Here is a 14902-nt window from a genome sequence, read left to right on the forward strand (position 1 = left end):
TCTGGTCCCATCACCGTCGGTCACCTCCCCCCGGGGGATCAGCCGGCGTGCACGTGTGGCCGGCGACGCGGGTCGGGCTCCTGGCGGCGCAGGATCTCCCGGGTGACCGAGGCGATCGCACCCTGCCCGAAGGCCAGGTAGCGCAGGAAGTTGCGGGCCGGGCCGCCCTCGCTCCACTCGAAGTAGATGTGCGGTCGCCGCCCCGACCGGTCGCGGATCTCCAGCAGCAGGGCGGCGAGCGCGTTCGGCACCGCGGCGCTGGTCAGGCTGAGCACCGGGCAGCTGCCGTCCGCGATGCTGCCGCGCACCAGCAACTCGGTCTCGAAGTCCGACGGGTCGGTGACGTGCACCTCGACGAAGATCACGTCACTGTCGTCGGGGAAGTCGTTGTCCGCCATGGTCTGCGCCAGCTTGGCGCGGTACTCGGCCTCGTCCCGGTGGTCGGGTTCGTGCGCGATGAGGCGGATCCGCCGCCCGGCGCGCTCGTCGATCATCCGGGTCGCGACCGGGTCCAGCTCGACCCTGTTGACCCGTAGCTCGTAGGCCCGGGACAGCCGGGAGAGCAGCGAGACCACGATGATCCCGCTGATGAAGCAGGCCGCGATCTTGACGCCGTCGGGACGTTCCACCACGTTCGCCGCTGTGGTGTAGACGAAGATCACCGCGAGGCCGCCGAACGCGATGGTGCGACCGCGTTGGCGCCGCCGGACCGCCGCGAGCGTCACCGCCGTTGCCGCCGAGGTGATCAACACCAGCACGCCCGTGGCGTACGCGCCGCCCTGCGCGTCCACGCTGGCGTCGAAGACGACAGTGATCAGGAACGCCACAGTGGTGAAGACCAGCACCAGCGGCCGGACGGCCCGTGCCCAGGTCGGTGCCATGCCGTAGCGCGGCAGGTACCGGGGGACGAGGTTGAGCAGACCGGCCATCGCCGACGCCCCCGCGAACCACAGGATCGCGATGGTGGACAGGTCGTAGACGGTGCCGAACACCTCCCCGAGGTGCTCGTGTGCCAGGTAGGCGAGCGCGCGGCCGTTTGCCGGCCGGCCCGGCCGGAAGTCCTCCGCCGGGATCAGGATGGTGGTCGTCACGCTGCTGGTGATCAGGAAGACACTCATGATCACCGCGGCGGTGGTGAGCAGCCGGCGCGCGCCGCGGATCCGGCCCAGCGGTCGTGCCTCCGAGTCCTGCGGGTCGCCCCGTACGCTCGGCATCACTGCCACCCCGGTCTCGAAGCCGGACAGGCCCAACGCCAGCTTCGGAAAGACCAGCAGCGACAGCCCGACCACCATCCACGGGTCGCCGTGGCCGGTGGTCAGCGCGGTGGTCCAGTCTCCGACCGCGCTCGGGTGCGTCACCACCCGCCACAGCGCGTCGACGACCACCACCGCGTTCAGCGCCAGGTAGACCGCAACCAGAACGACGGCAATCCCGATGGCCTCGGTGAATCCCTTGAGGAACACCGCGCCCAGCAACGCCACGAGCAGCAGGGTGAGCGCCACCTCGTGGCCCTTGAGCGCGCTGGGCCAGAACGGGTTCTCGTCGATGTGCGCTGTCGCGTCAGCAGCCGACAGGGTGATGGTGATGATGAAGTCGGTGGCCGCGAAGCCGAGCAGCACCAGCACCAGCAACTTGCCCGGCCAGTAGCTGAGCAGACGTACCAGCATCGCGATGGAGCCCTCACCGTGCGGGCTCTCCACCGCCACCCGCCGGTAGACCGGCAGCGCGCCCAGCAGCGTCACCAGCACCAGCACCAGTGTCGCCACCGGCGACAGCGCCCCGGCGGCCAGCGCCGCGATGCCCGGCTGGTAGCCCAGGGTGGAGAAGTAGTCGACGCCGGTCAGGCACATCACCTTCCACCACGGGTGGTGCCGGTGCTCCGGTGGACGCCCGTGCGGCCCCGGATGCTGCACGGGCTCGCCCGCCCCGGCACGCAGCAGCCACCCCCGCAGCCGGCCCGCGCGATCGTCGACCCCCACCGGCGCGTCCCCCGTCAGTCCCGCCTGGTCACCGTGAGTATCCGCCCACGGCGGCGGGTCCGTCCGCCGGTGCGGGGAACCCGCCCCGTGCGGCGCGGGTTTCGCGTCCGGAACAGAGGGGAAGCAGCGCCCCCGGGTTGGCGGGAGGGTGCCGCACCGGGCGTCACCGGGGGAGGGGACAGGGCATGGTCGGTGGCCGTCGCTTCCGCCCTGGTGGTGGCTTCGGTCGCCAACTCGACGAGTACGAGAGCAGGGTGGGCGTCCCACCGTCCGCGGAGCCACCCGCTGCGCCCGCCGGCGGCCTGGTGGAGAGCGCCGTGTACATCCGGGGGCACCGGTTCGCCTCGCCGTCCGGCCTGGCCGAGACGTACCGCTGCCTGCAGGAGCAGGACGGCGCGATGGCCTGGATCGGGTTGTACCGGCCCGACATCGAGCAGATCACCTCGCTGGCGCGGGAGTTCCGGCTGCACGACCTGGCGGTCGAGGACGCGATCAACGCCCACCAGCGGCCCAAGCTGGAACGCTACGGGGAGACCCTGTTCGTGGTGCTGCGCGCCGCCCGCTACGACGACCAGCGGGAGGAGGTCGAGTTCTCCGAGCTGCACCTGTTCATCGGGCCGGGTTTCGTGATCACCGTCCGGCACGGCGAGGCACCGGATCTGGCCGCCGTGCGCAGGCGCATGGAGGTCGAGGCGCAGGTGCTCGCCCGGGGCCCCGAGGCGGTCCTGTACGCGATCCTCGACCAGGTCGTCGACGGGTACGCCCCGGTGGTGGCCGGGCTGGAGAACGACATCGACGAGATCGAGACCCAGGTGTTCGGCGGCGACCCGAACGCCAGCCGGCGCATCTACGGCCTCAGCCGTGAGGTCATCCAGTTCCAGCGGGCTGCCCGTCCCCTGCTCGCCGTGCTCGACGCGCTTGCCGACGGTGCCAGCAACACCAGCCGGGACGAGGAGTTGCGCCGCTACCTGCGGGACGTGACAGACCACCTGACCCAGGTGGTGGAGCGGGTGGACGGGTTCCGGCACCTGTTGCAGAACATCCTCACCGTCAACGCCACCCTCGTCTCCCAGCAGCAGAACGAGGAGATGCGCAGCCTCACCGCGGCCAGCTACGCGCAGAACGAGGAACTGAAGAAGGTCTCGTCCTGGGCGGCGATCCTGTTCGCTCCGACGCTCATCGGCACCGTGTACGGGATGAACTTCGTCCACATGCCGGAGTTGAACTGGCGCTTCGGCTACCTGTTCGCGTTGCTGCTGATGCTGCTGGTCTGCGGCACCCTCTACGTGATCTTCAAGCGGCGCGGTTGGCTCTGAGCCACCCGGCCGGGATCACTCGATGCCGCGCAGGATGTGCCGCTCGTCCTCGACGTCGTCGTCGCCGGCGGCGATCCGTCCGAGCAGGACGGCCGCGGCCCAGATCGTCAGTGGCGTCGCCGCCCCGGTCATGCCGCCGCCGGTCCGGTCGTCGCGGGCCTGGCTCCGCTCCGCACGTGCTGGTCTGCGCTGAGCCTGCATGGGCCCCGCCTCTCCTCGTCGAAGCCGTCGCGGGCGGCGCGGCGTGAGCCCGCGCCACCGGCCGGGCGAACCGCGCTCAGCCGGACGACATCTACGTCGAACCATCCCACGTCGGACCCCATTACCACCGCTTCTTTTCGGTTTCCCGACTGTCGCCCGCCAAACCGGACATTTCCTCCCGTGGTCAGGGCAGCGGGCGGGTGATGCCCCGGGCGTGGTCGGTGATGGCCGCCCCGACCACTGTCGCGGCCAGCGGCAACACCTCCAGGCAGCGCCGCACCGCGGCGGCCATCAGCGCGTTCGGCACCCGCATGGAGAGCGTGCAGTGCGGCACCCAGCGGCCCGGCTGGTAGTGCTCGGTCAACCGGACGCCGGCGGCGGTGAGCCGGTCGTAGACCGCGCGGTGGTGGGCCAGCAACTCCGGGGTGGGCGTCGGACCGAGCCAGAGCACCCGACCGACGAACTGGCCGCTGTGCTGGAAGTCGAGCCGCAGGGGAGCGGCCACCACCGTCGTGTGCAGGGCGGCGGCCACCTGTTCCGGATCGAGGCGGGGCGCCACCGCCAGCGACACGTGCGGACGGTGGCGCTGCTCCAGCAGCGAACGCATGCTCTGCACGCCCTCGGCCTCCAGCGCGTCCCACAACACCCGGATCCGGCGGGTGGCGTCCGGGTCCAGATACAACTCCACCGCCGCGACCATTCGATCACCGTAGCGGCCGAGGTTTGAGCGCCCGCCCTCGGCGGTACCTCACCGGAAACCGACCAGGAGGCGCACCGGTGGACGTGAGTGAGCTGCTTACCGAGACGTACGACCGGCTGCCCGACCTCGTCCGCGCGGCGGTACGGGGCCTCAGCCCGGAGCAACTGCGCTACCAGCCCGCACCGGGCCACAACTCGATCGGCTGGCTGGTCTGGCACCTCACCCGGGTGCAGGACCATCACGTCGCCGAGGTGCTCGACGCCGAGCAGATCTGGGTGAGTGGCGACTGGGCGGGCCGGTTCGGGCTCACCGCCGACCCCGACAACACGGGCTACGGGCACTCGCCCGAGCAGGTCGCGGCGGTCCGGCCGGAGAGCGCGCAGGCGTCTGTCGACTACTACGGGGCGGTCGCGTCGCGTACCGGAAAGTTCCTGACCGGCCTGCGTCCGGCGGACCTGGACCGGGTCGTAGACGAAGGGTGGGACCCGCCGGTCACCCTCGGCGTGCGGCTGGTGAGTGTCGCCGAGGACGACCTGCAACACGTGGGTCAGGCCGCCTACCTGCGTGGCCTGCTCGAAACCGACTGACCGCGCCCGGCCGGCTCACGGCACGATGACGGCCCGGCCCTCCAGCGTTCCGTCGCGCATCTGCTGGTACGCGTCGAGAGCGTCGCCGAGGGCGAAGCGGGTGGTCTTCGGGCGGACCAGAGCACGGGCGCCGAGGTCGAGCACCTCGATCAGCTCCCCGCGACTACCCCAGTAGGTGGTCGCGATGCTCAGCTCGTAGGGCACGGAGAAGAACGACACCCCCACGGTGCCCCCGCCGATACCCACGATCGTCAGGTCGCCCACCGTGCGGGCCGACGCGACCCCCAACGCGAGGGTGGCGTCGTTACCCACGAAGTCCAGCACCACGTCGGCGCCCCGACCGCCGGTGGCCTGGCGGATCTCCTCGGCGGCGTTCGGACCGGACCGGACCGTGCGATCGGCACCGCACTCCTCGGCCAGTTCCAGCGCCTCGGCGCGGTTGTCCACGGCGAGCACGCGGGCGGCGGTGGTGGCCTTGAGGATCTGCACGCCCACGTGCCCCAGCCCGCCGACCCCGATCACCACGGCCGTGCTGCCGGGCGGCAGCTTGGGCCAGGAGCGGCGGATCGCGTGGTACGGGGTGAGCCCGGCATCGGTAAGCGGCGCGGCGTCGACCGGATCCAGACCCTCAGGTAGGGGTACGACGTGTCGCGCGTCCGGGACCAGCTCGAAATCGGCCATTCCCCCGTCCAACCCGAGGCCGCCGCCTCCGCTCGGCACCGGCGCGCCGGCCGGGTTCTCGCAGTACGTGTCGACACCGACCCGGCAACGGGCGCAGGTACCGCAACCCCACGCGCCGTAGACGGCCACCGGTTGCCCGACGGACAGCCCGGTCACCCCGTCGCCGAGGGCATGTACCCAGCCGGCGTTCTCGTGGCCGAGGGTGAACGGCGGGTTCCAGGGCATGCTGCCGGGCTCGAACTCGTCCATCAGGTGCAGGTCGGAGTGGCAGGCGCCGGCACCGCCGATCCGGACCACCACCTGACCCGGCCCGGGCGTCGGGTCGGGAACCTCGACCAACTCCGGCGTCGACTTCCAGTCCCGCAATCGCAGCGCGCGCATCCGATGCTCCCTCCCTTGACGGCACCGCTGGCTGCCCACCCGGCCGACGCCCAAACGGCCGGCGTCGGTCCACCCCGACACTCACCCGTTGCGGGTGAACCGGCCTCACCCGGACGCGGGTAATCCTGCGAAGAAGCGTGGGGAGGGGACCTGATGGGCGCGACGGCAGCGCAGTACCTGCAACAGTTGGACGCCGGTCGGCGCCCCAACCTGCCGGAGACCACCGCGGGCACGCTGCGGCTGGACATCGGCGGCGACGGCTGCACCGAGCACTGGTATCTGACCGTCTGCGACCAGCACGTCCGGGTGACCCGTTCGGCTGACGACGCCGATCTGGTGGTCCGCGCCGATCGTCTGGTGTTCGACCGGATGGTCAACGGTGAGCTGCATCCCGGCTCCGCCATGTTGCGCAACGAGCTGACCATGCGGGGCGACATGCACCTGCTGATGGTGCTGCGGCGAATCTTCGCCGGACCGGCCAACGCCCGCCACCCTCGGGAGCTGGGTCGAGCCGCCCTGGCGCACCGGAGTGCGCCGGCCGCCCGGGAGGGGCGGTCGTGAAGCAGGAACTGCTGCACGTGATCGCCGGAAACATGTTCGCGATCAGCGACGCCCAGGGCGACATCGAGGCCGACGCGCAGGCGCCTGTCGGTCTCTTCGGGTACGACACCCGGTTCCTGTCCCGCTGGGTGCTCACCATCGACGGCGAACGGATCAACGCGCTGTCCCGCGACGACATGACGTACTTCGAGACCCGGTTCGTCCTGGTCCCCGGCGTGGCGAGCCACTACGTCGATGCCGACGTGTCGATCATCCGGCACCGCTCGGTGCACGACTGCATGCACGAGAAGATCACTGTGCTCAACCACTCGGCGGCACCCGCCGAGTTCACCGTACGGGTGGAGATGGGCAGCGACTTCACCGACATCGCCGAGATCGGGCACCTGCGGCGGCGACTCGTCGAGGTCACCCCGGACTCGGCCAACCGCCAGCTCGTGCTGCGCTACCAGCGGCAGCGCTTCGTCCGCCAGACCACAGTGCAGAGCACCGAGCCGGTGGAGGTGGACGAGGAGGGCATGACGTTCCGGATCCGGGTCGCCCCGGAGGGCAAGTGGGAAACCGACCTGCACATCGGGTTGACCATGGGCGGCGAAGGCGGCCAGGACGTACGCGCCTCCCTGGAGTCGCACCAGCGGGCCGTGCGGGTGGGGATGCGCGAGGACCTGGCCAACTGGATGGACGCGGCCCCGTCGTTGACCGCCGAACGCGACGGACTGGAGGAGATGTACCGGGGCGCCCTGGCCGACCTGGCGGCACTGCGGTACAAGCCGTGGTCGTCCCCGGACCGGGTGCCGATCGCAGGTCTGCCCTGGACGATGTGGCTGTGCGGACGACACAGCATCATCACCTGCCTGCAGACGATGGCGTTCACCCCCGAGCTGGCCCCCGCCACGCTGCGGATGCTGGCGTTCATGCAGGGCGCCCAGCTCGACGACGACCTGGACGAGGAGCCGGGCAAGATCCTGGCCCACCTGCGCTACGGCGAGTCCGGGGCCTTCGGCGACCGGGCGAACGCGTTGTACTACGGCTCGGCGGACACCACCCCGCTCTTCGTGGTCCTGCTCGACGAGTACGAGCGCTGGACCGGTGACGCGGACCTGGTGCGCGAGCTGCGGCACCCGGCCCGGATGGCGTTGGACTGGATCGACGAGTACGGCGACCTGACCGGCGACGGTTACCTGCGTTACCAGCGCCGCAACGAGCACAGCGGCGCGATCAACCAGTCCTGGAAGGACACGCCGGACGCGATCACCAGCGCGCGTGGCCAGGAGCCGGCCTTTCCCCGGGCCACCTGCGAACTACAGGGCTACGCGTACGACGCGAAGCGGCGCGGTGCCCGGCTGGCCCGGGAGGTCTGGGACGACCCCGCGTACGCCAACCGGCTGGAGCGGGAGGCGGCAGCGCTCAAGGAGCGCTTCAACCGGGACTTCTGGCTGCCCCACCAGGACTACTACGCGTTGGCACTCGACCCGTACGGCGAACCGGTCGACGCGCTGGCCTCCAACATCGGGCATCTGCTGTGGAGCGGGATCGTCACCGACGACCGCGCCGGAGCGGTCGCCGAGCACCTCATCGGGTCGCGGCTGTTCGGTGGTTGGGGAGTGCGGACCTTCGCCACCGGCCAGCGCCCGTACAACCCGATGGGCTCACACCTGGGCGCGGTGTGGCCGGCGGACAACGCCCTGATCGCCGCCGGGCTGCGCCGCTACGGCTTCGACGCGCAGGCGGCCACGATCGCGGCCGGCATCTTCGACCTGGCGCACACCCTCGGTGGGGCCGTGCCGGAGATGATCGCCGGCCACGACCGCCGGCTGACGAAGTATCCGGTCCAGTTGCCGGCGGCCGCTCGCCCGCAGGCGTGGTCGTCGGGGGCGCTGCTGATGCTGCTGGGCACCATGCTGGGGCTGCGACCCATCGGCGACAACCTGCTCGTCAACCCGGCAGTGCCGGAGGGGTTCGGCCGGCTGGAACTGCTCGACATTCCCGGCCGGTGGGGTCGCTCCGACGCCTACGCCAGGGACCGGACCACGGCGCACCGACCCGGGCCCCGGCTGGGTTGAGCGGCTGAGGAACGGCGGTCAGCCCATCGTCTTCGCGCCGTCGATCGACTCCCGCAGAATGTCGGCGTGCCCGGCGTGCTGGGACGTCTCGGCGATCAGGTGCAGCAGCACCCGACGGACCGTCCAACTCGCGCCCGGCTCGAACCAGGGCGCCTGCGGCAGCGGGTGCGCCGAGTCCAGGTCGAGGGTGGCGATCAGCGCGTCGGTCTCGTCGGCGACCTCCTGGAACCGCTCGACCAGGCCGGCGAGGGTCTCGCCCGGCGTCATCCGGAACTGACCGACCCAGTTGATCTCCTCGCGCTGCATCGCCTCCGCCCCGCCCACCGCGAAGAGCATCCACCGGTGCTCGACGCCGGCCACGTGCTTGATCAGGCCGCCGAGGCTCAGCTCGCTGACCGTGGGGCGGGTGGCCGCCTGCTCGTCGGTGAGCCCGTCCACGGTCTGCAGGAGGAAGCCCCGGTGCCGGCGGAGCGTCTGCAGTAGGTCGGCCCGCTCGCCGGTGAGCTGCTCCGTGCTGGTCATGCCGCCACCCTCCGTCGATGTCCACTCGGTGCCACCCTAGGACGACGCACCGACAGTTCCGGGTGTCGGACCCGACGTGCGACGAACGAGTCGCCAGCGGTTGCCGATCCGCGTCCGGGGCGGTCCACTGAATGACATGGGTGTGATTAAGGTGGGCACGTCGTCCTGGGCCGACCAGTCGTTGCTGCGCTCCGGGTGGTACCCACGCTCGGCCAACACGCCGGCCCGACGGCTCGGCTTCTACGCCACCCGGTTCCCGCTGGTCGAGGTGGACACGTCCTACTACGCGATTCCCGTGCCGGAGACCACGACGGGCTGGGTCGACGCCACACCTGACGACTTCACCTTCAACGTCAAGGCGTTCAGCCTGTTCACCGGTCATCCGACGCCGGTCGCCGTGCTACCTCGGGACCTGCGCCCGGCCGGCGGCCCGAGCCGGATCCGCCGCCGTGACCTGCCGCCGGAGGCGTACGACGAGTTGTGGGCCCGGTTCCGGGCGGCCCTCGACCCGATCGCGGCGGCCGGCAAGCTGGGTGTGGTGCTGTTGCAGTTTCCCCCGTGGCTGGTGCGCAGCCCCGCGGCCGAACGCCGGATCGTCGAGCTGGCGCAGCGCTGCCGGCCGTGGCGGGTCGCGGTGGAGCTGCGGCACCGCTCCTGGTTCGACGGTCCGGCCGCGCCGGAGACACTTGACCTGCTGCGCGCGCACGAGCTGTCCATGGTCTGCGTCGACATGCCACAGGGGCACCCGTCGTCGGTGCCCCCGATCCTGACCATGACGACGGAGCCGGCGATCGTCCGGTTCCACGGTCACAGCGACGCCTGGGGCGAGGGCGACAAGCAGGACAAGTTCCGGTACGCGTACGCCGAGGACGAGCTCCGGCACTGGGCCGGGCTGCTGGCCGAGCTGGCCGCCGGGGCCGACGACCTGCACGTGCTGTTCAACAACTGCTGCGCCGGGCAGGCCCAGCGTGACGCCACCCGGCTGGCCCAACTGCTCGCCGAGACGATGGTCGCCGAGCACGCCGTCCCCGCGACCGGCTGATCGCCGTACCCGCCGGCCGACCGGTCGCGGGTGGTCTCAGGACCGTCGTCCCCGGCTGCGCAGCGCGTCCTGGGTCGACTCGCCGATGTCCGCGTCGTCGGGGAAGCTGCGGCCGCTGGGCGCCGGGTCGGGTGGCGCACCCGGTCCGGCCATCGTCGTCCGGGTCGGCTCCACCGAGCCGAAGCCGTGTCGTCCCGCCGGGTCCGCACTGCCTGGCCGGGCGCCCGCGCGCCGTTCGCCGCGCCGCCCCTCGGGCACCGCGGTCGGCTCGCTGCCCTCGTCCATCGGTGAGTCGCCGTCGGTGCCCCAGGGAGCGTCGGCGTCGAAGCCGTCGCCGGTGCCCCACGGCCTGGTCGCCTCCGGCTCCAGCCGGTCGTCGTCGCCGTCGCGTCCCTTGTGCGCCGTCATGGCCACCCCGCTCGTCGGTCCGCCGTTGCCGGCGGACATCTGCCGTCCCCGGGCCGGGAAGGCCGACCCGGGCGCGTCGCCCGACAGGTCGCCGGCACGCCACTGCGTCCCCGGACCGTCGTCACGTCGGTGCGCGCGCAGGGCCGGCCCGCGCCCCGCCGTCGAGAGGGCGGCGGGACGCTGGCCGGCCCGGCTTTTCAGCGTCCCGCCATCGCCATCGGTCGCTTGCCGTTGCTCATGCCGGCCAGCTTGATCATGCCCTTCGAGGCACCCTTCATGCTGCTGCCCCGACCGAGGATCCCCTTGAAGACCTGGCCGGGTTTCTGCTGCTCACCCATGTAGGCGGTGACCACCACGAGGGTTCCGGTCAACGCCGGAATGGCCCACTGGAGCAGCTTCATCTGCCGCTGCGAGGAGGCCACGCTGGCCGGGGTCTGGTGGTTCGGCTCGGTGGTCCCGCTCACCGGCGAGGCACCCGCCTTCTGCAGCCGCATGCCGACCAACCGGCTGTAGCCGGTCACGGCGAGCGCGCCGATCGTCAACGCCGTCTTGATGGCGCTGGTCCGGCCCACCCCGGACTGGGCCGCCACGCGTGGGCTCTCCGTTACCAACTCGCCGACCGCACCGGCCAGGTGCGCGCCGATGGCGGCCGCGTTGACCGGGGTCCATCTGGACCATCCCGCCGACGCGACCGAGAGTCGCTGGGTCGAGTCGCTGACCTTCGCGGCTGCGCCGTTGACGCCGAAGGCACCCATGAGGGAGCCGCCGAACCAGGCCGCGAGGCCCAGATCGTGCATCGAGCGCAGTGCGGTATGCCGTTCGGACATGTGATCCCCTTCCGCCGTGTTGGGCGCTGCGGCTTACCCGCCGCCCGGGCGGCTAACCCCGTCGCCCGGCGGCTGATCCGGCGCCGCACCGGTTCGACCGGGACGTTCGGGTCTCGACGAGGCCCAGCGTCGCCGGCAGGAGTCGTCCGCGCGGTGGCGGGTAGATCCCGAGCGACGCTGACGGAGAGGGGAACGGGATGTCGCAGCCGGACGAGAGTCGGGAGAAGACCCCGAAAACCGACGCGGTGCTCATGCACCCGGACAACGACCCACACCGGAGCACCGCGGAGGTCGCGCCGCGCAGGGAGCACGCCGAGATCCAGGTGGAGCGCGACGGCGAGCTGGTCCCGCTGGAGCAGGACGAGTGACCCGCCCGGACGCTCCGGTGCGGCTCAGCGGGGCGGCAGGTCGCCGGCGAACCCGGCGATCCGCCGCGCCAGCGGGGCGCTCGCGCGCACCCAGGTGAAGTGGTCCAGAGCGGCACCGGCCTGCGCCGTCGAGTAACGCTCACGGGTGAGCGGGGCGGCGGCGAGTTTCGCGCAGAAATCGTCCATCGCATCATGCGGGGTGTACTGGTCGTCGTCCACACTGACCGCCAGCACCGGTGTGCGCACCGCGCGTACCGCCGCCTCGGCGTCGGTGCCGTTGAGCCGGGGAAAACGGCCGGTCCGCGCGGTGTACGCCCAGTCACGGACCACGCCGCGCGCCTGTCGGCCGCCGAAGCCCCAACCCGGCCAGACCCCGAGCAGGGCCGCGGTGGCGGCGATCCCCTGGGTGTACGGCAGCACGCCGAGGCCGCGCAGACCCGGATAGCTTCGCCAGTACGGGATGCAGACCGCGATCAGTGCCAACGCGTCCACCTCGTCCGCGCTGTGCAGGGCGAGGTGCAGCAGTGCGGCCTGACCGCCCAGCGAGTGCCCGGCAAGCACCCGGGTGCGCCCGTCCAGTCGTGGTTTGAGCGCGGCCAGCACGGCGCCGACGTCGTCGGCCAACTCGGCGTAGCCGTAGCGGTCGGTCCGGCTCGGCGCAGGTGTGCTCGCCCCGTTTCCGCGCAGGTCGACAACGACAACGGCAAGCCCGGCGGCGCGTAGCTCGGCCGCGAAGGGGCGGTAGTAGCGGGCCCGTACCCCCATCGCGGGCCAGATCACGACCACCGGTGCGCCGGTCGTGCCGGCCGGCTCGGGGTAGATCTGCACACCCAACCGGGCGCCGTCGACATCGACGAACTCCTGCGCGTACCCCGGGTCTGCGTCCATCCGCCCAGCCTACGACCTCACCGTTACCGACGGGTAGCCGATGGTGGGTCGACGCCACGGAGGGCCCCGCCGTGGCGGGGCCCTCCGGTTGGCGACGCGGTCAGGAGACGGAGATCGTCCCGTTGCCGGCGCGGACGCAGGCCACCGACCGGGCGCTGGTGGTGGCCGCGCCGCTCAGGCACTGGCCGAGCACCTGGTGCCCGGTGGCGTTCGGGTGCCACGACTCCTGGCAGGTCTGGAAGTAGCTCACGCAGGTGTTGGCGATCCGCTGAATGGCGATCTTGTCCTTGCCCGCGAGGCTGGTGACGAACGTGCCGGTCGCGCCGTCCTGGAGCCGGATCGGGGTCGCCAGCGCACCCGTCGGGCTGCTCGTCTGCTCACAGAGCCGGGCGCCGTTGAAGGCCTGCTGCACGTTCAGGTACACCAGGTCGTCGGCGGGGAACTCGCCGGCCAGGGTGTCCCTGGTGGACTTCACGATCGTGCCCAGGCTCTGCGAGAACCGGTGGCCCGGCGCCAGGCTGGCGCGGTGGATCGGGCAGCCCGCCGCGTACCGCTCGGCACCCAGGTCGCGGAACTTGTCCCGGGTGTCGTCCCGGCTGTCCTCCTCGTGGAACTGCGGGTTCAGGTCCAGCGGCAGCGGGTTGGTGTAGTCCTGGAACACCACCCGGTGCTGCCCGTCCGCGTCGATCTGGTCGAGCGTGCTCAGCACCTGGCGGACGGCGGCGGTGGTCTCCGCGGTCGCGGCGCTCACCTGCGCGGCGGTGGCCAGGTCGGCGTCACTGCACGGCTTCTGCTCGACCGGGCCGTTCAGGTACGCCCAGAACTCCCACCAGCCGGTCCACGCGTCGGCGATGAACCGGTTGGCGCACTTCTCGGCGACGCTGCCGAAGGTGAACGAGCTGTTGTTCGACCCCAGGCCGATCAGCACCAGGTCGATGTCCTGGGTCTGCGCGACGGCGCGGAGCTGGTCGAGCTGCGCGGCGACGGTACGGCCGTTGGTGCGCGCCTGGGAGGCGTTGGCGATGTCGTGCGGCTGGCCGCCGGAGCAGGCCAGGTTGAACCGGTTCTGGATGCCCGGCAGGTTGGCCTGGTTGAGCGAGGCGTTGGCCGACCGGTGGCAGAAGAACGCGTTGTTGTTCGCCGCGGTCCAGCCGGGGAAGCCCTGGGCGACGCCGTTGACGTCGACCACCGGGGTGTACGCCCCGGCGCCCTCACCGCTGATGAAGCTGTCCCCGAGGGCCACCGCGGCGGTGGGTAGCGCGGCGGACACGGGTGCGGGCAGCGCGACGGCTGTCGACAGCGCGGCCAGGGCGATCGTGAGTCCCGCGGCGAGCGCGGTACGCCGGAACCTGGGCATGGGGCCCCCATCCATCGAAAGATGAAAGATTCTCTGAGAGCGCGATCAGATCACTCCTGCACGACGGGCGTCAATGGCCCGTAACAGAATCTTTCGATGAACGACATCGGCCCGTAGGCAGGCCGCGCTACCCGGTCGCGAGTGGACCCACACGCCGGGTGTCGAACCCCGACCCGCGCGGCCGGGCCGGGTGTCAGCGACCGGTCGGGTGGTCGCGGCGGTTCCGCACAACCACGCCCACCGCGTTCAGACCGACACCCCAGATCAGCAGTACGCACAGCCACTGCACCCACCGCAGCGCGCTCATCTCACCCGAGAGCAGATTGCGTACGCTGCCGAACGGGGTGAGCCACGGCTGCGCGGAACGGAGGGCGTCCACGGCACCCAGCAGCGCGAACAGCCCCAACGGCAGGACGATAGTGGCCAGGAACGCGATCACCGTGGAGCGCAGCGACAGCCCCAGCCCGGTGCCCACCAGGCCGGCGACGAGCTGCACGAGCACGCTGCCCACCGCGACCGTCCCGGCGAACCGCCACGGCTGGTCGGCGACGTCGGCCGGGGTGAGCGCCAGCGTCGCGGCGCAGATCAGCACACCGACAACGCCGACGACGGCCGCCGGCAGCCCCACCGCCAGCACGGCGGGCAGGACCGGGCCGCGGAGCGACCCCCGGCGCAGGTCGCGGACCAGCAGGATGCCGAAGAGCGGCGTCGCGACCGACATCAGGCTCTGCACGGTGCCGGAGAGTTCGGCGAACGTCCGGTCGGCGGGCGCCGCCGCCGCGACCACCGCGACGGCGGCCAGCAACCCGGCCACCAGGGTGCCCACCAGCAGCCACCGTCGGGTCCGGGTGCCGAGGGAGCGCCGCAGGGCGTCGTGAATCGTCGCGTCCATCCCGACCGCCTCCCGATCTCCTCGACCCGGACGGCGCGCACCCCGCGCGCCAACAGGTCGAGATCATGAGCGAGCGTATCGGCGACGCTGTCTCTGCGTGGTCCCGTGATCACCCGCAGACTGTTCGTTGGC

General features: G+C 71.7%; 16 protein-coding genes. 6 read left to right on the forward strand and 10 right to left on the reverse strand.

The window, feature by feature from the left end; genetic code table 11:
- Positions 1-38: 38 nt before the first annotated feature.
- Positions 39-1979, reverse strand: a complete 1941-nt coding sequence (locus tag AB0B86_RS21305; RefSeq protein ID WP_357404294.1) for an amino acid transporter — start codon at positions 1977-1979, stop codon at positions 39-41.
- 185 nt (positions 1980-2164) lie between these two features.
- On the opposite strand from AB0B86_RS21305, the gene corA reads away from it, so the two are divergent.
- Positions 2165-3295: a magnesium/cobalt transporter CorA gene (gene corA / locus AB0B86_RS21310; RefSeq protein WP_357404292.1), complete on the forward strand. Its 1131-nt coding sequence runs from the start codon at positions 2165-2167 to the stop codon at positions 3293-3295.
- A 15-nt stretch (positions 3296-3310) separates the two neighbouring features.
- Here the strand turns inward: corA and AB0B86_RS21315 are convergent, their stop codons facing one another.
- Entirely contained in the window at positions 3311-3496 is a 186-nt protein-coding gene (locus tag AB0B86_RS21315) for a hypothetical protein (RefSeq protein ID WP_357245912.1), read from the reverse strand.
- Positions 3497-3680: 184 nt separating this feature from the next.
- Positions 3681-4196: a 2'-5' RNA ligase family protein gene (locus tag AB0B86_RS21320; RefSeq protein WP_357404290.1), complete on the reverse strand. Its 516-nt coding sequence runs from the start codon at positions 4194-4196 to the stop codon at positions 3681-3683.
- A gap of 77 nt (positions 4197-4273) precedes the next feature.
- Between AB0B86_RS21320 and AB0B86_RS21325 the strand changes: the two genes are divergently transcribed.
- Complete coding sequence (locus AB0B86_RS21325; RefSeq protein ID WP_357419533.1) at positions 4274-4783, forward strand: DUF664 domain-containing protein; 510 nt, start codon at positions 4274-4276, stop codon at positions 4781-4783.
- Between the two features lie 15 nt (positions 4784-4798).
- On the opposite strand, the gene AB0B86_RS21330 is transcribed toward AB0B86_RS21325, so the two are convergent.
- Positions 4799-5845, reverse strand: coding sequence for an NAD(P)-dependent alcohol dehydrogenase (locus AB0B86_RS21330; RefSeq protein WP_357419536.1), 1047 nt, complete (start codon positions 5843-5845; stop codon positions 4799-4801).
- 153 nt (positions 5846-5998) lie between these two features.
- Here AB0B86_RS21330 and AB0B86_RS21335 point away from each other — a divergent pair, with 153 nt between their 5' ends.
- Positions 5999-6406 (forward strand): SCP2 sterol-binding domain-containing protein, encoded by a 408-nt coding sequence (locus tag AB0B86_RS21335; protein WP_357404284.1) that lies wholly within the window; start codon positions 5999-6001, stop codon positions 6404-6406.
- Positions 6403-8466, forward strand: coding sequence for a glycogen debranching N-terminal domain-containing protein (locus AB0B86_RS21340; protein ID WP_357404282.1), 2064 nt, complete (start codon positions 6403-6405; stop codon positions 8464-8466). Before AB0B86_RS21335 ends, AB0B86_RS21340 begins: the two co-directional genes overlap by 4 nt.
- 18 nt (positions 8467-8484) lie before the next feature.
- Here the strand turns inward: AB0B86_RS21340 and AB0B86_RS21345 are convergent, their stop codons facing one another.
- The gene (locus AB0B86_RS21345; RefSeq protein ID WP_357404280.1) at positions 8485-8988 is read right to left on the reverse strand and encodes a DinB family protein; all 504 of its coding nucleotides are present in this window, start codon (positions 8986-8988) and stop codon (positions 8485-8487) included.
- A 136-nt stretch (positions 8989-9124) separates the two neighbouring features.
- Here AB0B86_RS21345 and AB0B86_RS21350 point away from each other — a divergent pair, with 136 nt between their 5' ends.
- Positions 9125-10030, forward strand: coding sequence for a DUF72 domain-containing protein (locus AB0B86_RS21350; RefSeq protein WP_357404278.1), 906 nt, complete (start codon positions 9125-9127; stop codon positions 10028-10030).
- Between the two features lie 36 nt (positions 10031-10066).
- Here the strand turns inward: AB0B86_RS21350 and AB0B86_RS21355 are convergent, their stop codons facing one another.
- On the reverse strand, positions 10067-10477 hold the full coding sequence (locus AB0B86_RS21355; protein WP_357404276.1) for a hypothetical protein: 411 nt from the start codon (positions 10475-10477) through the stop codon (positions 10067-10069).
- A gap of 158 nt (positions 10478-10635) precedes the next feature.
- Positions 10636-11265, reverse strand: a complete 630-nt coding sequence (locus AB0B86_RS21360) for a hypothetical protein (RefSeq protein WP_357404274.1) — start codon at positions 11263-11265, stop codon at positions 10636-10638.
- 197 nt (positions 11266-11462) lie between these two features.
- Between AB0B86_RS21360 and AB0B86_RS21365 the strand changes: the two genes are divergently transcribed.
- Positions 11463-11633: a hypothetical protein gene (locus tag AB0B86_RS21365; RefSeq protein WP_357404272.1), complete on the forward strand. Its 171-nt coding sequence runs from the start codon at positions 11463-11465 to the stop codon at positions 11631-11633.
- Positions 11634-11657: 24 nt separating this feature from the next.
- On the opposite strand, the gene AB0B86_RS21370 is transcribed toward AB0B86_RS21365, so the two are convergent.
- The 3 genes from AB0B86_RS21370 to AB0B86_RS21380 all read right to left on the reverse strand — a co-directional run bounded on the left by AB0B86_RS21370 (position 11658) and on the right by AB0B86_RS21380 (position 14770).
- Complete coding sequence (locus AB0B86_RS21370; protein WP_357404270.1) at positions 11658-12521, reverse strand: alpha/beta fold hydrolase; 864 nt, start codon at positions 12519-12521, stop codon at positions 11658-11660.
- A gap of 100 nt (positions 12522-12621) precedes the next feature.
- Positions 12622-13878, reverse strand: coding sequence for a hypothetical protein (locus tag AB0B86_RS21375; RefSeq protein WP_357404268.1), 1257 nt, complete (start codon positions 13876-13878; stop codon positions 12622-12624).
- Between the two features lie 193 nt (positions 13879-14071).
- Complete coding sequence (locus tag AB0B86_RS21380; protein WP_357404266.1) at positions 14072-14770, reverse strand: hypothetical protein; 699 nt, start codon at positions 14768-14770, stop codon at positions 14072-14074.
- Between the last annotated feature and the right edge of the window lie 132 nt (positions 14771-14902).

This window comes from Micromonospora sp. NPDC049047, assembly GCF_040649135.1.
Taxonomy (GTDB): domain Bacteria; phylum Actinomycetota; class Actinomycetes; order Mycobacteriales; family Micromonosporaceae; genus Micromonospora.